Annotated in this window: 14 protein-coding genes and 1 tRNA gene; 6 read left to right on the plus strand and 9 right to left on the minus strand. The window is 46.9% G+C overall.

Annotation, left to right across the window (positions count from 1 at the left end):
• Positions 1-40 precede the first annotated feature (40 nt).
• Complete coding sequence (gene rodA / locus GA520_RS02210) at positions 41-1,168, plus strand: rod shape-determining protein RodA (protein WP_163339951.1); 1,128 nt, start codon at positions 41-43, stop codon at positions 1,166-1,168.
• Between the two features lie 6 nt (positions 1,169-1,174).
• On the opposite strand, the gene hemH is transcribed toward rodA, so the two are convergent.
• Positions 1,175-2,098 (minus strand): ferrochelatase, encoded by a 924-nt coding sequence (hemH, locus tag GA520_RS02215; protein ID WP_304511284.1) that lies wholly within the window; start codon positions 2,096-2,098, stop codon positions 1,175-1,177.
• A 236-nt stretch (positions 2,099-2,334) separates the two neighbouring features.
• On the opposite strand from hemH, the gene GA520_RS02220 reads away from it, so the two are divergent.
• From GA520_RS02220 to polA, 3 genes are all read left to right on the plus strand, one after another.
• Positions 2,335-2,568 (plus strand): hypothetical protein, encoded by a 234-nt coding sequence (locus GA520_RS02220; RefSeq protein WP_163339953.1) that lies wholly within the window; start codon positions 2,335-2,337, stop codon positions 2,566-2,568.
• Positions 2,559-3,089 carry a cold shock domain-containing protein gene (locus tag GA520_RS02225; protein ID WP_163339954.1) on the plus strand — a complete coding sequence of 177 codons (531 nt, stop codon included), beginning with the start codon at positions 2,559-2,561 and terminating at the stop codon, positions 3,087-3,089. Before GA520_RS02220 ends, GA520_RS02225 begins: the two co-directional genes overlap by 10 nt.
• 169 nt (positions 3,090-3,258) lie before the next feature.
• Positions 3,259-5,931: a DNA polymerase I gene (polA, locus tag GA520_RS02230; RefSeq protein ID WP_163339955.1), complete on the plus strand. Its 2,673-nt coding sequence runs from the start codon at positions 3,259-3,261 to the stop codon at positions 5,929-5,931.
• Between the two features lie 143 nt (positions 5,932-6,074).
• Here the strand turns inward: polA and GA520_RS02235 are convergent, their stop codons facing one another.
• Positions 6,075-7,367: a citrate synthase gene (locus tag GA520_RS02235; RefSeq protein WP_163339956.1), complete on the minus strand. Its 1,293-nt coding sequence runs from the start codon at positions 7,365-7,367 to the stop codon at positions 6,075-6,077.
• A 446-nt stretch (positions 7,368-7,813) separates the two neighbouring features.
• Between GA520_RS02235 and GA520_RS02240 the strand changes: the two genes are divergently transcribed.
• Positions 7,814-8,506, plus strand: a complete 693-nt coding sequence (locus tag GA520_RS02240) for a hypothetical protein (RefSeq protein WP_163339957.1) — start codon at positions 7,814-7,816, stop codon at positions 8,504-8,506.
• Positions 8,507-8,604: 98 nt separating this feature from the next.
• Here GA520_RS02240 and hflC read toward each other — a convergent pair whose 3' ends face one another.
• From hflC to GA520_RS02275, 7 genes are all read right to left on the minus strand, one after another.
• Positions 8,605-9,543, minus strand: coding sequence for a protease modulator HflC (hflC, locus tag GA520_RS02245; protein WP_163339958.1), 939 nt, complete (start codon positions 9,541-9,543; stop codon positions 8,605-8,607).
• 23 nt (positions 9,544-9,566) lie between these two features.
• Positions 9,567-10,679: an FtsH protease activity modulator HflK gene (gene hflK, locus GA520_RS02250; protein ID WP_163339959.1), complete on the minus strand. Its 1,113-nt coding sequence runs from the start codon at positions 10,677-10,679 to the stop codon at positions 9,567-9,569.
• A gap of 177 nt (positions 10,680-10,856) precedes the next feature.
• Entirely contained in the window at positions 10,857-11,750 is an 894-nt protein-coding gene (locus GA520_RS02255; protein ID WP_163339960.1) for a rhomboid family intramembrane serine protease, read from the minus strand.
• Between the two features lie 143 nt (positions 11,751-11,893).
• Positions 11,894-13,849, minus strand: a complete 1,956-nt coding sequence (locus GA520_RS02260) for a phosphoenolpyruvate carboxykinase (GTP) (RefSeq protein WP_163339961.1) — start codon at positions 13,847-13,849, stop codon at positions 11,894-11,896.
• A gap of 473 nt (positions 13,850-14,322) precedes the next feature.
• On the minus strand, positions 14,323-16,845 hold the full coding sequence (locus GA520_RS02265; protein ID WP_163339962.1) for an ATP-binding protein: 2,523 nt from the start codon (positions 16,843-16,845) through the stop codon (positions 14,323-14,325).
• A 46-nt stretch (positions 16,846-16,891) separates the two neighbouring features.
• On the minus strand, positions 16,892-17,929 hold the full coding sequence (locus GA520_RS02270; protein WP_163339963.1) for an ABC transporter substrate-binding protein: 1,038 nt from the start codon (positions 17,927-17,929) through the stop codon (positions 16,892-16,894).
• Positions 17,930-18,563: 634 nt separating this feature from the next.
• Positions 18,564-18,650 (minus strand) — tRNA-Leu (locus GA520_RS02275).
• A gap of 86 nt (positions 18,651-18,736) precedes the next feature.
• On the opposite strand from GA520_RS02275, the gene GA520_RS02280 reads away from it, so the two are divergent.
• Positions 18,737-19,708 (plus strand): bifunctional riboflavin kinase/FAD synthetase, encoded by a 972-nt coding sequence (locus GA520_RS02280; protein ID WP_163339964.1) that lies wholly within the window; start codon positions 18,737-18,739, stop codon positions 19,706-19,708.
• Positions 19,709-19,863 lie beyond the last annotated feature (155 nt).

Genomic DNA, 19,863 nt, shown 5'->3' on the forward strand with positions numbered 1-19,863 from the left:
TGAAATGGTACATAGAGCAGAGAGGCAGGAGTAACCGGTTATGTTGCGAATGGATCGTCGATTATTCGAGCATTTTGATTTTATTCTGCTGTTGCTGATCCTGCTTGTGTGTGGGATGGCCATGTTTAATCTCTACAGTGCCTCTTATCCGCCAAAGGTTTTTGGGACACCTCCCTACCTGAAACAGTTATATTTTCTGCTTATGGGATTTGCGGCCTGCCTGTTTCTGCTTAGTTTCGACTACCAAAACCTGCATGTGCTGAATTACCCCTGCTATGCGCTCATTGTTATTTTGCTGTTGGTGGCTTATTTTGTCGGCTCCGAGGCGGGTGGCGCTCAACGTTGGATTAACCTTGGTTTTTTCAAGCTGCAGCCGTCTGAGCCGGCCAAGCTGATGCTGGTAATTTCACTTGCCAGCTATTATTCCAGAAAGGAAGAGTTGGGTGGCTATTCCTTGAAACAACTCATCATGCCGATTACCCTCACGGCCCTGCCTTTTCTGCTGATTCTCATGCAGCCCGATCTGGGCACGGCATTAATGCTGGGGATTATTTTTGTGTCGATGACTGTTTTCGTAAAGCTCAAGTTCTCTACCTACGCCATACTTGGCGGAACAGGGCTTTCCTGTGTTTTGTTTGCCTGGGAAAAACTGTTGAAGCCATATCAGAAACAGCGTATTCAGACATTTCTCAACCCGGAAGCGGACCAGATGGGGCATGGGTATCAGATTATGCAGTCAAAGATCGCTGTGGGGAGTGGCGGTAAGTTGGGCAAGGGCTATATGGAAGGAACCCAGGGGCATCTGCATTTCCTGCCCGAACGGCATACGGATTTTGCCTTTTCTGTCTGGGGGGAGGAGTGGGGGTTTGTCGGTAGTCTATTTTTCCTTGGTTGCTATTTTTTCATGCTGCTGTGGGGCTTGCATGTCGCTTTGCATGCACGGGACAGGTTCGGGGTCTTACTCGCCTATGGGGTCGTGATGTTGATCTTCTGGCAGGCGGTTATTAATCTCCTGATGATTCTGGGATTTCTGCCGGTTGTCGGGATTCCTTTGCCCCTGGTCTCCTACGGTGGTTCTTCCTTGTTGACGACCCTGCTGGCTCTCGGCATCCTCATGAATGTGAGGATGCGGCGTTTTCATGTGGGACACGGTCAGGATGTTGGCTGATGCTCTCTATTGCTGCTCAAGCGTTGCGACGACAAGATCCCTTAGGCCATCGATAAAAAGTGGATCACTGTTGAGTGACTCGGTGGAGTATAGTCGCATACCAAGATCGGCTGCCTTATCCCTAAACAGCATATTGATTTCATAGAGCGTCTCGACGTGGTCCGAGACAAAACTGACGGGCACCATAAGGATATTTTTGCATCCTTCGCTGCCCAGCGCTTCAATGGTCTCCGATGTTGAGGGGGACAACCATTCAACCGGGCCACTTCTGCTCTGGTAACAGAGTTGCCCCTGTATCCCGGTTATTCCCTCCAGCCCCTGTATCGTTTTTTTCAACTCTTCCACATATGGATCCCCTTCCTGTATAAAAGTGACAGGCAGGCTGTGAGCGCTGTAAACGAGTTGGAAAGATTCATCACCAAACTTTCGTGCCCCTTGCCGTATCTTGGCTGCGAGGGCCTGGAGATATTTTTCCTGCGTTGGCCACGAGGGTATTTCAACCAGCGGGATGTCGGGTACGAGTTGCTTATGAACACTGCGCAGATCCTTTAATGAAGAACCGGAAGTGGCTTTGGTGTAGTGTGGATAGAGCGGCAGGGCGACAAGTATATCGATGTCACGATTGCATAATTTCTGCAGCGCTTCATCGGCTCTCGGCTGCCAGTAGCGCATGGCCACATCGACCTCGCAGTCGTGTGTTGCAGAAAGCCTCTTTTGCAGTTCCTGCGCCTGATCCGTGGTGATCTTCAGTAAAGGGGAACCTCCACCAATCTTCGAATAGATTGCTTTACTTTTGGCCGCTCGGCGTCTGGAGATCAAACGTGCCAGCGGTTTTTGCAACAGGGCCGGGCCAAGTTTTATGATATCACGGTCTGAGAAGAGATTGTAGAGAAAGGCGGGGACGTCTTCTAGCGTGTCCGGGCCACCCATCTGTAGCAGAAGTATCCCTGCTCGGTTGATAGTCATTGGCGGAAAGTGGAAATAAAAGGGATCAAATTTATCAAGCAGAAGTATTCTACTAGATTGAAAATGGAAATACCATAAATAGTAGTGTTGCACCCCCTATTTAACCTTTTGGGTATGTTCCATCACCATGAAACAAGAGACCTCGACTTGATTCTGTGCCTTCTGGCAATATAATAAAAGAAGAGTAAGACGATTTGTGCATGTTTGTTTGCCTGGTTGAAGCGGCACGTTTACTTCAGCCAGAATCGGCTTGCCAGGGAATGTACAGCCGGGCGGAAATTTTATCAGGCCGTCTGGTGTGCATGCAGGGGCAGCAGCTCTGTTCTGCTGCAGAAGCATCAGGGCTCTATGAAAGTGTATCCTGGCAGTTCAGGATCTGGACGAAAGGTACATTTTTCAAGGTGCCACTAACCGGAGGAACTCTATGGAACTGAAGATCGAAGCCCGGAATGTTGAGTTGCGTAAAGGATGGCAAACAAAGATCGAGGAAGAGAAGAACAAGGTTATTCGGCACTATGCCGGTATAGTCCTTCATCTTAGGGTTTGCATCGAAGCGACTTCTCACCATAAAGAAGGTGGGTTTGAGATCAAGGTAGTTGCAACCATTCCAAACGACACAGTCGTTGTAGCCAGAAAAGGAGAAGCTGTTCGAGCACTGCTTACCGAAGCCTTCGATGTATTAGCCCTGCAGCTTAAGGAAAAAGCCCGGAAAAAACGTAAAAACATCAAGACTCCGGCTGCTGCAGATGTCGATAAGGTTGGTATTATAAGGAAGTTATCACCATTTGAGTCATACGGTTTTATTACGTCCGTCGATAACAGGGATATATATTTTCATGAAAATGCCCTGAAAAATGTCAATATGGAAGAACTGACTGAAGGAGATAGCGTGTTTTACGGGGAGACCGTCGGAGATAAAGGTCCCCAGGCATCATGGGTAAGAAGCGCAAATTAAACACAACCACAATAGAACTTCAAAGCCGTGGATGGAGACATCCACGGCTTTTTTTATGCGGCAGATAGAAAGGTTATCCATTTCACGATGCGTTGCAACTGCCAATGGAGTATAGATGGTATACATAAATAAAGAGTTCAGATAATAGCATTTTAAGGAGCCGACAGCAGTGAAGCAAAAAGTATATCTTATTGACGGCAGTGCATATATTTACAGGGCATATCATGGCGTAAGGCCACTATCTAACAGCAAAGGTGTACATACCCATGCTGTTTTTGGGTTTATTAATATTTTACGAAAGCTGATTCGTGATAAAGCGCCTGAATTCCTGCTCGTTGCTTTTGATAGTCGAGGTAAGGTCTTCCGGCATGAAATGTATCCCGAATATAAAGCGAACAGACCTCCGATGCCTGATGATCTGGCCGAGCAGATTCCGTTTATAAAAGAATATGTAAGCGCCTCGAATATCCCGGTTCTGGAAGAACAGGGAGTGGAGGCCGATGATCTTATCGCTTCTGCGACGACATGGTTGAAAAACAATGGGCATGAGGTTGTGATTGTTTCCGGCGATAAAGACCTGCTGCAGTTGGTGGATGATGGTGTGGTCATGTGGGACCCTATGAAGGATAAGGTGTTGGACAGGGAAGGGGTTACCGAGAAATATAAGGTCGGCCCTGAAAACCTGTTAGAACTGTTTGCACTGATTGGAGACAGTTCTGATAATATACCTGGTGTACCGGGTGTGGGACCGAAGACTGCGGAGAAGCTGATAAACGAATACCTTTCTCTGGATGGATTGTATGACAATATCGATCAGCTGAAGAAATCCAAGATGAAGGAAAAACTCATCGCTCACCGTAAAGATGCCTACTTGTCAAAAGACCTGATTCGGTTGAAGGAAGATGCGGAGGTCCCAAGGCAGTTAGACGCTTACCGATACCAGCAGGGGGATGCGGACAGACTCGTTGCCCTCTATGAGGAACTTGAATTTACTTCTATGCTGAAAGAGGTGGATACGTCCAAGCCGGTGCCGGCAGACTCTTTCTCTTTGATAGATACTCTTGAAGAGCTACAGTCTGTTGTAGAAAAATGTTTACGGGCTGGGCAGGTCGTGGTTGATACCGAAACCACCTCGCTGGATGCCCGTAGTGCAAAATTAGTCGGCATCTCACTTTGCTGTGATTCCGATGCTGCCTGGTACGTGCCGTTCGGCCACTGCGATGAGGAGTCAAGGCCTCTTGCAGGTCAGCTGAATGAGGAAGAGGTCAAGGACGTATTGCAGACACTGCTATCCTCGACTGAGGTCATGAAGATCGGTCATAACCTGAAATATGATTATACTGTCATCCGCCAGCACTGGGGGCTGGCCATGGAAGGTCAACTTGCCGATACCATGGTTGCCGCACATTTGCTTGAGGTTGGAGGCAATTCACTTAAGCTCGATGATCTTTGCCAGCTTCGGGGCATGAAACTAACTCCCTTTAGTGAGGTTGTCGCAGGCGATAAGCGCGAAGACAGTTTTGCCCGGGTGCCACTTGAGGCGGCGTGTACCTATAGTTGTGAGGACGTATACGGGACGCTTAAGTTATGGGAGGAGTTTTGCCCACTCTTAGCAGAGAAGAACCTTCAGGAGTTATTTTATAAGCTTGAGATGGTTTTGATCCCGATTTTAGCAGCGATGGAGATTCGCGGCATATGTGTAGATAAAGATATCCTCGCGAATTTATCAGATGAATTTCGTGCGAAATTGCAGGATATAGAACAACAGATTTACACTTTGGCAGGGCGTGAGTTCAATGTCAATTCACCTCGCCAATTAGGTCAGATTCTCTTTGAAGAGCTGGAGCTTCCACATGGCCGGAAGACTAAAACCGGTTATTCGACTGATGTGAAAGTTCTGGAAAAACTGGCCCCCAAACACGATCTTCCAGCCCTGGTGCTGGAGTACAGAACACTCGCCAAGTTACTCTCTACCTATGTGGAAAAGCTTGCAGGCTTGCGTGATCCCGAGTCCGGCAGGGTTCACACCTCTTTTAACCAGGCAGTGACGGCTACAGGGCGGTTGTCCAGCTCTAACCCTAATCTCCAGAATATTCCCATACGCGGAGAAGAGGGTAACAGGATCCGCAGGGCTTTTGTACCAGAGAAGGGACAACTCTTTATCGCTGCTGACTATTCCCAGATAGACCTGCGCGTACTCGCGCATTACTCGCAGGATAAGGCATTGATCGATGCCTTCCGGGCTGGTGATGATATCCACGCCAGGACGGCGGCTCAGGTGTTCGGTGTGTCACCTCTCCTTATCACCTCGGACATGAGACGAGTGGCAAAGTCGATAAACTTCGGCATTGTTTACGGCATGTCCAGTTTCGGTCTCTCAAACCAGCTTGGCATTAGCAGGAAGGATGCCCAGACTTTTATTGACCGGTACTTTGAGCACTATGCAGGGGTCAAACAGTTTATGCACGATATTGTTGAAAAGGCGCGAAAAGACGGGTATGTGACAACGCTGATGCATCGTCGGCGTGAGGTGCCGGAGATTGATGCAAAAAATAAGATGAGAAGGGAATTTGCTGAACGCATGGCCATTAATACACCCATTCAGGGAACGGCTGCCGACATAATAAAACTGGCCATGGTTGAGGTCGAAAGGGTATTGGTTACTTCCGGTATCAGGGCAAACCTGTTGCTGCAGATTCATGATGAATTGGTGTTTGAGGTGCCTGAGTCAGAGGTTGAGGAAGCAAAAGGAGTAATAGTGACGGCCATGGAACAGGCCATGATCCTCGATGTGCCACTGGTAGTAAATGCAGATGTCGGTAACAGCCTGGCAAAAGACTGACCGGAATGAACAGGACACCTGTATTTTTCAGATGTCCTGTTCGGTTTAGGTTCGTCCGAATTTCTCATCAGTGCAGGCGGTGCTGCATGTCAGGCAATGGCGTGATTAAAATTCAATCAACATATTGTTCATGAAAAGTCGGATTAGGCTCTTTGGTGCATAGGAATGAACTTCCTTCTGGTATAACCTGTATATACCTGACGGGGCCTGCCGATTTTCTGGTCCTGGTCCTGTTTCATCTCATTCCACTGGGCAATCCAGCCGGGAATTCGGCCGAGGGCGAACATGACCGTAAACATGTTGGTCGGGATGCCGATGGCACGATAGATGATTCCGCTGTAAAAATCCACGTTCGGATAGAGGTTTCTGGAGATGAAATAATCGTCGTTAGAGACCCGCTCCTCAAGCTCCCTGGCGATATCGAGCAAGGGGTCTTCAACCTCCAGGGCTCGCAGTACGTGGTCGCAGGCCTCCTTTATAATTTTCGCGCGGGGATCAAATGTTTTATATACCCTGTGACCGAAACCGGAGAGACGGAAGGGGTCGTTTTTGTCTTTTGCTTTTCTAATGTATTTATCAAAATCACGGTCATCAGCGTAAATCAACTCCAGCATTTCAACTACTGCTTGGTTGGCTCCTCCATGTAAAGGTCCCCATAACGCATTAACCCCTGCAGAGATCGAGGCGTAAAGGTTGCCTCCGGCGCTACCCACCAGCCGAACGGTGGAGGTGGAACAGTTTTGTTCATGATCCGCATGGAGGATGAGCAGTTTGTTCAAGGCTGATGCGACTTCAGGCTTTATTATATATGGAATATTGGGTCGGTCGAACATCATGTTGAGAAAATTTTGTACATAGTTCAACTTGGCATTGGGGTAAACAAGCGGATGACCGATACTCTTCTTATATGAGAACGCAGCAATCGTACGAATCTTCGAGAGCAGTCTGGCGGTGGCCACGGTGAGGCCACCGTAAGGGTCATCCTCTTCATCCATCTCAGGATAGAAGTTATGTAATGTCCCCACCATAGTTGATAGGATGGACATAGGTGAGGCATTTGGTGGAAAATGATCAAAGAAGTGGATCATGTCCTCATGGATGAGGGCAAAACGCCGCATGTCCCTCTTGAACTGTTCAAGCTGGTCAAAATTGGGAAGTTCACCGTTGAGGATCAGGTATGCGACTTCGATAAAGAAGCAATTGTCGGCAAGGTCTTCAATGGCGTATCCGCGATAATCGAGAATGCCTTTGGCTCCGTCGAGATAGGTTATATTGCTGATACATGAACCGGTGTTCATGTAGCCGCTGTCGAGGGTGATGTAGCCCGTCTCTTTGAGTAGGTTACGGATGTCTATGGCCTTTTGTCCGGCTGTCCCCTCGATGATGGGGAGAGTGTAGGTTTGACCTTCAATAGATAATTTTGCAAAATCCGCCATTGTCTTTTACCTCGTAGTTGTAAAAAGGTGTTTGTTTAGTAAAACACGCTTTTGTTTTACTTGCCGGCAACTGGTGAAAGGAACCAATAATGCACAGACGTTGCGATTGAAGTACAATGAGTATGTCTGGGTGCAAAAAAAGATGCTGCCGGGGGGTAGTCCAAGGGGTGCGGCAAGGTATCTGAACAGGTATATTCAGAAGACCAGATATGGACTGTATTTATCATTAATTGGCGATATCTTATTATAAAGCTGTGGATTATGCAAGTTTTCTTTTGAGAAGGCAGACTCGGTAGTTTGGTAGTACCAATATGTCGGTAAGGATGGGCGCCTGATGCACAATTAGAGTTGCCCAACAGGGCTACGATGATTATCCATGTTTTGGCCCTTAATAATGTGGGCAATACTTAAATATATGGTCCCGGATGGGTGGAGTTAAGCTGATTATGTTGCCGGAAAAAATACAGACAAGGCTTGTCGAAGAGATCGAGTTGTTCATTGACTTTAGTGTCGATGAAGTGGCACGGCCCATGGCAAAGAAACTGGTTGCCGAATACAGGAACGACCCGCTCGCTCTTGCAGTCTTGAAAGAGTTTTATACAGTACTGCCAGAAGTTCGTGAAGAGGCGGTGGAAAAAATTTCTCTATTTATGAATCAGCAGGGGGTGTTATTGTTGGTTCTGACGACAGAAAGCTACGCATATAATGTGGTGGCTTCCGAAGATGAGGTTCACATTCTTGGTGAAGTGGGCAAGCAGGAACTTCCCGCAGAGTTGCTCAATTTCTTTGGATACACAGATAATGATGAATTCGTAAAGAAATTCCCGCCGCTGGAAAGTCTTGCAAAATATGGAGTGGAGAAATCAGATGAGCTCTGTCCTGTCTGCAGCGTCTCTCCAGGTGAGCTGCACCTGCTGGGCTGTCCGGTGGAGGTTTGTCCCTGGTGTCAGGGGCAGCTAAGTCGCTGTGACTGCCGTTTTGAAGAACTGGAGGCCGATGAACTGGAGAATGAGGATCAGTTACAGGAGTTCCAGGATAAACTGGAGGGTAAAGGGCGGATTCCCTATGAGGTTGAGCAAAAGCCTGCTTATCCAGGGACAAGTGCCGGGCTTGATGAAGGAGAGGACGAGAGGGGATAGCATATTACCCGGACTCCACATGCTCCCTGAAAAAAAAAGGCGTCGTGCTCCTTGTAGAGCACGACGCCTTTTTGTGATCAGCTCGGTAGAGGGGATTGCTATTTCCCTTCAACGTTTTTAAGCATTCTGTACAGATCAGAATCTGAAGACAGTATTAGAGAGGTATTCCCAGCAATAACGGTTTCATAGGTCTCCAGGGTTTTCAGGAATGAGTAAAAGTCAGGATCCTGAGAATAGGCGTCACCGTAAATTTTAGTGGCCTCGGCGTCCGCCTTACCCTTGATGGTAACTGCTTCACGATTAGCACCAGAGACAATCTCTTTCAGTTCACGCTCTACGGTACCGAGAATCTCTGCCTTTTGGCCTTCACCGAAAGAACGCTTCTCGGCAGCAATCCTTTTACGTTCGGAAATCATCCTGTCGTATACTTTAAGGCGTACCGATTCGATATAGTTGACACGTTTAAACATTACATCGATCAGTTCGATGCCGTATCCAGGTGTTGCCTTAGCGGCAATCTCAAGGATCTGATCTGAAATCTTGTCACGACCCATTTTAGGCGTTAAGCCCATTGATTCATTTCTGCCTGTGGTCATGGTATCTTCTGACCAGTCAGAGCTTCTGATAATCTCGATGAGATTGTTTTTGTTCACCATGTCACGAACGGTACCATCAATAATGTTATCCAGCAGCGATTGGGCACGGGCCTCGGTGCCACCAGTCGACTGGAGGTATTTCAGGGCGTCGGAAATTCGCCACCTGGCAGTTACATCGAGAAATACAAAGGTCTTGTCGTTGGTCGGGATCTGGTTGGGGTCACCATCCCAGATCTGTATTCTTTTATCGAAGGTATTCACCTGCTGCAGGAAAGGCATCTTGAGGTGAAGTCCGGCGTCAGTAACCGGCTCTCCAACAGGCGCACCAAACTGGGTGACAACGACCTGCTTTCCTTCTTCCAGGATATAAAAACCATCGTAAACAACGGCGGCCGCAAGAAGTACCAGGCCGACCAGGAAAAATTGTGCTATCTGTTTCATATCGTTTCCTTTATGTGATTCGGCTATTTTGAAGGCGCTACATCGAGTCCCTTGCCGGAAATATTAAGCAATGGCAAAGGTGCCTGTTGGTCCTTGTCAATAATGTAGATGGATTCTACATTGGGCAATACGTCCTTCATGGTTTCAAGATACATCCGCTTGCGGGTTACATCGGGTGCTCCCTTATATTCGGCGAGAATGTCAAGGAATCTGCCGCTCTGGCCTTTGGCATCATTGAGCCGCTCTGAGGCATAGCCATATGCTTCTTCAATGATCTGTTTGGCACTACCGCGAGCTTTGGGGATGACTTTGTTGTATTGTTCCTGGGCCTCGTTGACCAATCGCTTCATATCCTGATCAGCCTCGTTAACTTCGTTAAAAGCGGGTTTCACTTTGTCCGGCGGATTAATATCCTGGAACTGCACCGTAACCAGATAAATACCTGCTTCGAGGTTATCGAGTTCAGCCTGAAGTTCTTGTTTGACAGATGCGGCGAGCAAGTCACGATTACTGAGAACATAATCAAAATCCATATTACCGACGATCCGCCGGGTTACGGATTCAGAGGCGTCGTGCACAGCCTGCTTCACATCTTTGATCTTGAAGAGATACTCATAGGGCTTGTTGACCTTGTACTGTACAATCCAGGCCACATCGATAACGTTTTTATCGGCAGTGAGCATCAGTGATTCGATATTGTACCCTTGTCGATCGAAAGAGGTTTGTTGGCCGGGATAACGCGTACGGAAGCCAAATTCCTGAACGCGGATCTTCTCTACGTTAACCTTGTAGAGGTTTTCCATGTACGGAATCTTGAAATGAAGACCGGCCTGGGTGGTCCGGGCATATTTTCCAAGACGAAGAATGACCCCAACTTCACTTGGCGCAATTTTGTAGACGGAGCTGTAGACGCCGCCTAGCAGTATTAGGACGAGCCCGAAAGCAAGGATCTTGCCGATAGATGCAAGCGGGTTTGCCGGTTTGTTGCCGGTTGGTGGTTCCCCTGGTCCGGATGACTGGTTTTTGTTTTCAGAAAAAAAATCCTGAAGTTTTTTAATGATCTGGGCTACCATTTCCTCAGGTGTCTGAGGCTTGTTCTTTCTTCCCCAGGGAGGTTGCTGGTCCTGGTTGGACATGGGTAAATCTCCTCATCAGGTCTGTACCCTTGCTTTTGTCTGAGGCCTTTCGGCAACGACGGTAAACAACGGTGGGTGAATGTGAATGGACAATTATTATGTTGCCATCAAAGGTAAGTATTCCGGAGTCAGAATGCTATCTAAATTGTGATTATTAAGAAAGAATGAGTAAAAATATCATGATAACGCGAGGTACCAGGCATAAAATGGCAGTCCGATTGCGAGGATGCCCAACATGAACTGTAGTGTTACTTTTTCACGGAGTTTCGTGAAATGCAGTACAAGAAGCAGTGTACCTGTCCCAAATCCTGCAACCAGGCCAAAAAAATGAGCACCGAGATCGGTACGTTCCCCGCTGCTTCCAAGCATGGCCAACAAGGCGCTGCCAGCCATAAGTGGCATCATCACCCGAAGGGGTCGGCTGAAACGGTATTGACGGTAATTAAGGATGCTCAATATGCCGATCACGGCAAATACAGCGGTAGAAAAACCGACACTGTTATGTCCTGGTCCATGCGCTGCAGCATTAATGAGATTGGCGACTGTTGAGGCGAACAATACGGATATCATGCCAAGGCCATTACCGGTGAGCAAGAGAAAGTAATGAAGCAGTATTCCGCCGAGGAAACAGTTGCCGAGTAGGTGTACGACGTCAGCGTGCAGGGTAAGTGCAGTGATGAGTCGGAAATACTCACCATGTGCGAGAATGGCTTCGGAATTGGCTGACCCCGCAGTAAACCAGGCGGAGTGATCAGACCAGGGGCCTGTTACAGTGTAGAGAAGGACTAGTAAGCCGGTAACGAGAAATGCATTGGCTCGAAAGAGAGGCGAATAGGAAAGAACTTTGGCCTCTGATGGCGGCCAGTTATCGTTTTCTGTTTTAAACAGGTGCAATTCATACTCGGCGCGCAACAGATCTTTTTCCGCAACCTGTATGGTGAATCCTTCGGCCGGTCCGGGGCGTACCTTGTGGTTGATGTCACAGGCCGAGAGAACCAGGGAGTAGAGGTGCAAATTGTCTTCCGCCACGGTTTCGAGGGGAGTATCCATGTCTGATTGATCTTCTTTCATAGGTAAAGTTTTCTGCCAGAATAGGTTCCCCTTATCGTAGTCACCATGTATGGAAGAAGCAAATCTTGATTATGAACGGCAAAAAAACAAAAAGCCGGTGGAACGAATCCACCGGCTTGTCTGATCGGGTTGTTCAGGTCGGATCAGCAGAGGTTGCCAATAGCGACAATGGCACCGAATTTATCCTTTAATTGCAGGAGTTCCTCTTTCTGCTTCTTATAAACGTCAAAGAGCGTCTGCGGTACACCTTTTTCCTCGGAGTAGGCTTCAGTCTGCAGGTCGATGCGGGAGACAATCTTGTCGATATAGAGAGCGAACTGCATGTCGTAGAGCTCTTTCGGGTATTCCTTGTTGATAGCCCCGAAAAGCGTTTTGAGGTCTTCATATTTTGGCAACATGCCAATCGGGGTCTCGATTGCCTCAACATCACCATGGGCATAAAGCTCAAGCCAGCCGAGCCACACCCGGACGTCTTTTTTTTCACCCAGCAGGCCGTCACCTGAACTGCCCCTGTTGGCATGGGTAAGGAAGTAATTGAGGCCGGCCATGACTGGGCGTCCGGCATCGCTCAGATTAGTGGAGTTAAAGAGGGTGAACTGTGCTTCCATGTAATCGGCGAGAGAGCCGGGTATGAATGGGGCGTTGGCCCACGGTTGCCTACGTACACCAGTGGCGCCGACTTCAGTAGCCGTAGCCTGGGAAACGATGGAAGCCCCAATGGCGACACCTTCGTTCATAGATTTGGCTATCCATACAGGGGGCATGGTATCGGCATCTCGACCTGAATAGGTAATTACTTTTATCGGTGCACCGGCTGGGTCCTCGGCGATTTCTGTTGCATGGTTGGCAATAGCGGAGGCGAGGAGGGTGCAGCGTGAATTTTTGTGGGACATGGGGACAGGTTTGCCATCAGCATCCGTCTTACCTTTGAACCACTCTCCCTGGAAATTGATGCCCCTTTCGGGGGCGTTTTCGCCATTACCGACCCAGTGTGGAACACGATTGTCGTCGATGAGTACATTAGACCAGATAACTTCGGTGCCGTCACCACGTAAGCAATCCATGAGATATGGGTCGCCTTCGCGATTGACATCCTCAACAATACCAAAAATTCCTTTTTCAGGGTTGATGGCGCGAAGGGTGCCGTCATCGGCTATCCACATCTGGGCCAGATCATCCCCGATAAAGTCAGTTCCAACCATGGCGGTAGTTGTCTTTCCGCAGCCTGAGGGGGCTGCACCGGCAAAGAAGGTCTTGCGGCCATTTGGACCGGTCATGCCGGTGATAAACATATGCTCAGAGAGTTGTTGGCCGAGCTTATAGTAGGTAGCATAATCGACAGAGAATCTATGATTTCCTTTTTTGAGCAGCAGGGTGTTTCCTGCATAGGTACAGAAGGTGGAAAAAGTCGTTTGCCAGCTTCTGTCCATCAGGATGCGGGCATTGGGAACATCTTCCGGGGTGTTATCACCTTCGGCGTGGACGTTGGTGTAAAAAAGTCCGGCACGTAGTACTTCACTGTCAAAATCAGCGTAGCAATTCCGGTAGAGTAGTTCAGCTGAATGAAGGACATAGGTTGAGGAAGAGATCTCGATGGCTGGAATCGCGGCGGGGGCACCTACCGGGCCACGACTGTAGAAGCCGACCATCATTACTTTGTCTGCCATAATGCCTGGCATGAATTCCTTTATATAGGCAAGCGCATCATCTCGCAGCAGTGATTTGGCGAGTGAACTCATCTTCTCATCTTCATTGATGATATAGAATGTCTGGTTAACCAGTCGTGCTTGATCCTGCGGCAGGTCAAAATGGATTGTGTGACCTTCCTTGGCGAGTTTTTCCTCTTCCCCTTTTCTTAAAGAGTGTTCACGGATCCACTGTACGTCATCCGGGCTCCCTGTATTAATAAAAACGGAAGAGGGCCGACACATTGAGATAGCATTGGCTACTTTGATAAGGGCATCTTCATTTGTGATTTTTGCGAGTTTTTGCTGATTGATGCTATCCAGATTTTGTTCGAAAACAGACTTGGCATCGGAAATGGTGGTTACCTCGCCGACAGTGGCGAGAATATCAGCACCTTTCTTGAGTTCAAGCATTCTTGACTCCTTCGTTGAGAAAATAAAAAAACTACTCCATCAAAATGTCGGAAACATCCGGTTCTGTAAAAAGAGGCACCATAATAGATTTATTTTATTATTCAGTCAAGCTCAAGTGATGATAAATATTCTCAGTATAGATTGTCTAAGGCCTTATAGTTTCACTAATATATTGAATCATGGTCTCTTTCTTTCGGAATCTATAAAATTTGCATTTAATTTTCAGTATAGTTCTTTATCAGCAGTGATGATATATGGAGGTGGCGCTTGTTAGGATTGTTGAGGTAGTTCTGGGTGGAGCCAAAGGTAGGAGTTTGGGAAAGGGAGTGGTGCTTAAGGGGGCTGCCTGTGTCACTGCGAGACATAGGCTTTATTGTGTAGAGAGGGGGGGGAGGTTGGAATCGCAGTATGAAAGAGGATATTTATGAACAATGATCCTTTACGTGTAGTTAATGGTCTTTCACTTTCGTCAGTTAGTACAATGTGGAATGAACAGCTTCGCTGATTCGTTCCAGAGTATAGGGCTTTTTGAGGAAAATCGCGTTACTCAATTTCTGAACTTCTTTCAGGCGGACACTTTCCGAGTACCCACTTGCAATGATCGTTTTGATGCCTGGTTTGAATACCTTGATCTTGCAATAGGTTTCCAGGCCGTCTATTCCAGGGTCCATTATCATGTCCAGAAAGAGAAGATCGACATCATGATCCCTAAGATAGCGTACAGCATCTTCTCCGGAAGGCAGACTGATAACATGGTAGTTCAGAGATTCTAAAATGGATTGGGCTATTTCTCTTTGTGATTCAGAATCATCAACAACAAGAATCTTTTGCAGATCTCCCTGGTAGGTGCTCAAGGTGAAGTTGTTTTTGGAAGGTGGCTTCAAATCATCGGTGATTGGGAAATAGAGGGTGATAATTGTCCCCTCACCAGGTGAACTGTTGATGTCGATATAGCCATTCAAATCTTTTACCGTACCCCACACAACAGTCATACCAAGGCCGCTGCCACTTCGGCCCATTTTCTTTTTAGTAAAAAAGGGTTCAAATATTTTTCCAAGGTCGTCTTCTGGTATCCCTTCTCCATTGTCATTTATCGAAAGTGAGACGTATTGCCCGGGTTCGATTTTTTCAAAACCAATCAGGGAAGAGGTTATGGATATGTTTGCAGTTGAAATGACAATCTTGCCCCCTTCAGCAATTGCCTCTGCGGCATTGTTCAGCAAATTCATAAATGATTTAGCTAAATGGGGGGCGGAACCTTTAATGTTGGAAAGGTTCTCTTCCAGGTGAGTGATGATCTGTGTATCCGGGTGATGAACCAGAAACACATCATATTCAGGGCTGTCAAGTTGGGCTTTAATAACGCTGTTAATGTTTATCACTTCTGTTTGAGCAACACCCCGCCGGGTTATGGTAAGAAGATCCTGAACGATTGCAGCAGCTTCTTCTCCTGAGCGCTTAATGGTAAGAAGTGGTTTTCGTAATGGACTGTCTTCTGGTGTGTCAAGGAGAAGGAGTTCGGGATAGCTTACCAGGCCAGATAGTATATTGTTGAGATCGTGGGCCACACCTCCCGCAAGGGTTCCTAAAGCCTCCATCTTTTGGGCTTGGCTAAGTTTGTCTTCGAGCTTTTTGGCTTCAGTAATGTCGGTTGCTGCTATGATAACACCCATTTCCGGTTCGTTGGGATTAAGAAAACATCCATTGAGACTACAATCGAAGAGCGTTCCGTTTTTACGTCTCCATTTTGTGATAATATGAGTAGTTTCTGACCGAGATAATTGGGCATAAAGTTTTTGGCCGACTTCCTCGTAGTGGCTGTCAGAAGGATAGAGAATCCTGGAATCTTGACCTACGAGGCTATCTTCTTCATACCCCAGAATTTGGTACATTTTCTCATTTGCCCAGCTTAACTCTCTGTCTAATATCAAACCGATGCCTACCGGAGATGCTTGCAGAATTGCACGCATTTTTTGCTCACTATCCTGCAATTTAAGGTTGATGTCGATAAGTTCTTGAGTGCGTTCCTGAACCAGTTCTTCGAATTTGTCCTTTTTAACAGTGGTAGCCGCCAGGCGTTGGATCATTTTGTTGAAATCATCTATGAGTTTTCCAACATCTCCGGACATCAAAGGTTGCAATTGAATGTCGAAGTTGCCTTTGTTGACAGCATTCGTAGCCTCACTTAATTTCCTGATGGTTCGGGAAAAATAAAATCCTGTCCAGGATGCGAAGAGTAAAATCAATAAGGTGGAGAGGCCCATGTAAAGGTAACCAGTTGCCTTTAATGAGCGAATCTGGGACCTTGTTGTTTTTATCAATAGGTGACTTGTGCCGTTAGAGACATTTATAGCTGCCTGGACTGCATTTTTAAATTCCGGCATATATGCTGTTGCACCAACACTCAGAAATGTGCCATCTGCAGTTTTCTGCCGAACAGGAACTATATACATGTATTTTTCACTTTCTTTTCCATCACTTTCCAGCCAACTGTAATAACCATGAGAATAGCGGCCGTTGAGGCTGCCCTTAATAATTTTCCAGAAAGCAGGAAGTTTCTCAGACAAGTCATGAAGGTCTGAATTTTCTGTTTGTGGGTTGTTGTGAAAGCGGTTAATGGCCGTCTCCGATTCATGGACGGCTGTATAACCGGTTTGGCCCACAGGTTGTATGGCGATGTCTCTGAAAAATTGGTCTTTTTGCAAAGCGTAGATATCCAAGGTGGGATGTGCTTGTAAGTAGAGTTCAATTTGGAGAGCAACGTCCAATGCCTTCTGCCTGATATGATTTTCAGCTAATTGGTCGAGTATTATCTGACTCCTTCGCCACTGCTCACTCTGTCCTTGTTCAATGGCAACGCTTGTGTCCTGCAGGAGACGATTGCTGAAATTATGAATCAGTATAAAAAAAATTATTAAGGGTATAATTCCGGATATGAAGGTCAATAATATGAGTCGGGTGCTGAAATCCTTTGGCTTGAAAGTGGAAAAATTCATTAAAATATCCTCAAACGACGCGTGAAAACTAAAATGGTTTGTGTAGTTACGGTGATGTATTTGAACCAGCGGGAGGAGTGAAGTCGTCAAATATATAATCTGCTTTTAAGATTACATTTCTGTTTATTTCGATGTTGAGTTTGCGAGCTTTATCAAGGTTGATGGATACTCTTTTGGTCATGGGTTTTTGAGGCGGAATTGTCTGTATGTCTATGCCCATTAAAACCTTTACGACGAGCTCACTTGTTTGTCTTCCGAGCTCATAAAAATCACAATGCAGAGCAGCAAGAGCTCCAGCTTCTACAAAATTTCTTGCAACACCGATTACCGGGACACCAAGCTGATCGGCCGTTCGTATAATAGTTTGTATGTTATCAGGGGTGCCGAGGATCGGGTCGGTCGGCAGGTAGATTGCATCCACGTCTTCCGCCAGTTGTCTCACTTTATCTTGAAGCTGAGTTAGTTCACTGCTACTGAGTGACATCGTTTGTTGCTGCCAGCCGATGTCAATGGCGGTGTCTGTGGCTTCATGGCCTGTTGCAACAGCCTGCGGTGTCTCTTTGCAAAAGAGTATGCCTAGCCGATTTGTTTGAGGAAGGATTTCCTGGATAAGCTTAAACTGTTCACCCATTGGGATCTTCATGCTGACTCCGGTAATGTTTGGACCCGAATTCTTTGGTCCCCTTATGATACCGGTTGCTTCGGGTGCTCCTACAATGGAATACACAAGAGGAGTTGGTTTGCCTTGTGAGGCCTGAAGCGCTTCGAGTGTACTTCCTGTGCCAAGAGTAACTATAAGGTCTACGCCATTATCGATGAATCTCTTTGCTGAAATCAGAGCTTTGGCATTATCCTGTTCAACATTGACATAATCAATGGTGAGGTTCACTCCCTCCAGGAATCCTTTGTCATTCAGGCTATCCAATATGCCCCTGTATGATTGAATGAAGGGTTGAATCTGTTCGGTCCATTGTATAACACCTACCGTGTAGTGAGGTTCTTTTTTTTCACAACCACATAGCAGTACGGTAACGAGCAGGGTGAGGAGGAGAAATAGAAATGTGTTACCTCTGTATCGAATCATGCGTGAATCCTTTTGAGTGGTGAAGGGCCGGCAGGTTACGCGTCTTGTCTATGTATTGTTGCCTATAGTTATAAAAAATAAAAGATGGGGCTACTAAATAATTAATGATAGTTCCCATCATAAAACTCAGCATTCTGTTCAATATCGAGGCGTGGCTAAATTATTTACCGCACGCATGTGTACGATATTTATCGGATAAATAATTTAGCCGGAACACTGGGATTGGGCAGAAGGGTCGTTTGAGGACGGGAACTATGATAGGTGTCTCAATGGAGAGGTTTTAGGGCGCGGAGTTGGGGGCAAGGCAAGGGGGACTTTTGTGTCTTGCAACTCAGATAGGATGCGGTCATGTGGTAAAGGAGGCAAATGCAGGCACAGGTAATGGAGCCGTGTTCCTTGACAGCTGGCTCTATGGATGTATGGTCTCGATTGGCGTATAGTGATGATTTAGGTTGCATAGAATTAAGTTTTCTGGTTGTTATGTTCGGCGTTCTCGGTTCCATCTCTAGAAGAGATGCTGTGGGGGGCATGAGGTGTGAAGAAAGTAGACTGGGGGGGACTAAGGTGAAAGGGAAGGTCGAAAACAAAAAAGGCGCAGCCCAATGAAATCATTGAACTGCACCTTTAATAGTTATGGTGCCGAAGAGAAGACTCGAACTTCCACGGGGAAACCCCCACTAGACCCTGAACCTAGCGCGTCTACCAATTCCGCCACTTCGGCAACGCGGATGAATATGCTAGTTTGGTTGTTTTTTGTCAAGAATTTCTTTTCGTACAGATAAAATATTCAGGTTTTTTTTGAGATAGATGAAAATTTACAGAACACTTGAAGAGCTTAACCACCCGTTTTCCCACGCATGTGTAACAATCGGCAATTTTGACGGGGTTCACCTGGGGCATCAACAATTATTTGGCGAGGTCGCAAACAGGGCCTATCGTCAACAGGGGACTTCTATTGCGATAACATTTGAGCCGCATCCATTACAGGTCTTAAAGCCGGGCGGCATCAAACTTATTTCGAACTGTCAGCAGAAGGCGGAGCTGATCCGTATGGCGGGAATCGATGTACTGGTCGTTGTTCCCTTTACCAGGGAATTTGCCGCAACAAGTGCCGACACTTTTGTTGATGAGCTGTTGGTACAGAAGATAGGTATTGAAGAACTGGTTGTAGGGTATGACTATGCTTTTGGCAAAGGGCGTGCCGGGAATATCCCGTTTTTACAGAATAAGGGTGAGGAGCACGGGTTCTCGGTCACGGTTGTCGATGCCCATTTTAAGGATGGAACACTTGTCAGTTCTTCCCAGATCCGGCGATTGCTCGCTGAAGGCAATATGGTCGAGGCAGGAAAGTTGCTTGGCAGGCATTACCAGATCAGGGGGCAGGTTCAGGTAGGGAAACAGCGGGGAGGCAAGGAAATAGGGTTTCCCACGGCTAATCTGAAATTTTCAGAGGAGGATCTGGTTCCACGCCATGGGGTGTATGTCTCGCAGGTCATCTGTGACGGTAAATGTTACGGTGGTGTGCTTAATATCGGTTGCAATCCTACGTTTGGGGAACAGTCAGTAGTGGCTGAGACCCATATTTTTGAATTCAACGAGGACATATATGGTAAACCGATTAAGGTGAACCTGCTTGATTTTCTGCGGGACGAAACAAGATTTTCCGGAATCGAGGAGCTGGCGACCCAAATTTCAAAAGATGTGGTACGGGCAAAGCAGGTTCTCTCTGAACACCAGAAGGAACTGGTACTGTCCTGTGGGGATGAGTTTAATCAATAGCCAAAATCCTTTTCTGCTTGCAAGTCGATCAAGGGTGTCTATATTGTAGTCCGCTTTATATCTGCATATCTTCGGCCGCTTTTCCGGGTGATTGCGGGATAACTTCAAGCAATAATAAATGAAACGTAACAATGGGTGATGTGGAATTCACCATT

It is taken from the genome of Desulfopila sp. IMCC35008 (genome assembly GCF_010646885.2).
Classification (GTDB): Bacteria; Desulfobacterota; Desulfobulbia; order Desulfobulbales; family Desulfocapsaceae; genus Desulfopila.

Coding starts and splice junctions, on each gene's coding strand:
- GA520_RS02260 (WP_163339961.1), bottom strand. CDS start 13,849: ATGCTTGAACTCAAGAAAGGTGCTGATATTCTCGCCACTGTCGGCGAG.
- GA520_RS02240 (WP_163339957.1), top strand. CDS start 7,814: ATGTTGCCGGAAAAAATACAGACAAGGCTTGTCGAAGAGATCGAGTTG.
- GA520_RS02220 (WP_163339953.1), top strand. CDS start 2,335: ATGTTTGTTTGCCTGGTTGAAGCGGCACGTTTACTTCAGCCAGAATCG.
- hemH (WP_304511284.1), bottom strand. CDS start 2,098: ATGGGTGGCCCGGACACGCTAGAAGACGTCCCCGCCTTTCTCTACAAT.
- GA520_RS02225 (WP_163339954.1), top strand. CDS start 2,559: ATGGAACTGAAGATCGAAGCCCGGAATGTTGAGTTGCGTAAAGGATGG.
- GA520_RS02280 (WP_163339964.1), top strand. CDS start 18,737: ATGAAAATTTACAGAACACTTGAAGAGCTTAACCACCCGTTTTCCCAC.
- hflK (WP_163339959.1), bottom strand. CDS start 10,679: ATGTCCAACCAGGACCAGCAACCTCCCTGGGGAAGAAAGAACAAGCCT.
- rodA (WP_163339951.1), top strand. CDS start 41: ATGTTGCGAATGGATCGTCGATTATTCGAGCATTTTGATTTTATTCTG.
- GA520_RS02235 (WP_163339956.1), bottom strand. CDS start 7,367: ATGGCGGATTTTGCAAAATTATCTATTGAAGGTCAAACCTACACTCTC.
- hflC (WP_163339958.1), bottom strand. CDS start 9,543: ATGAAACAGATAGCACAATTTTTCCTGGTCGGCCTGGTACTTCTTGCG.
- GA520_RS02270 (WP_163339963.1), bottom strand. CDS start 17,929: ATGATTCGATACAGAGGTAACACATTTCTATTTCTCCTCCTCACCCTG.
- GA520_RS02255 (WP_163339960.1), bottom strand. CDS start 11,750: ATGAAAGAAGATCAATCAGACATGGATACTCCCCTCGAAACCGTGGCG.
- GA520_RS02265 (WP_163339962.1), bottom strand. CDS start 16,845: ATGAATTTTTCCACTTTCAAGCCAAAGGATTTCAGCACCCGACTCATA.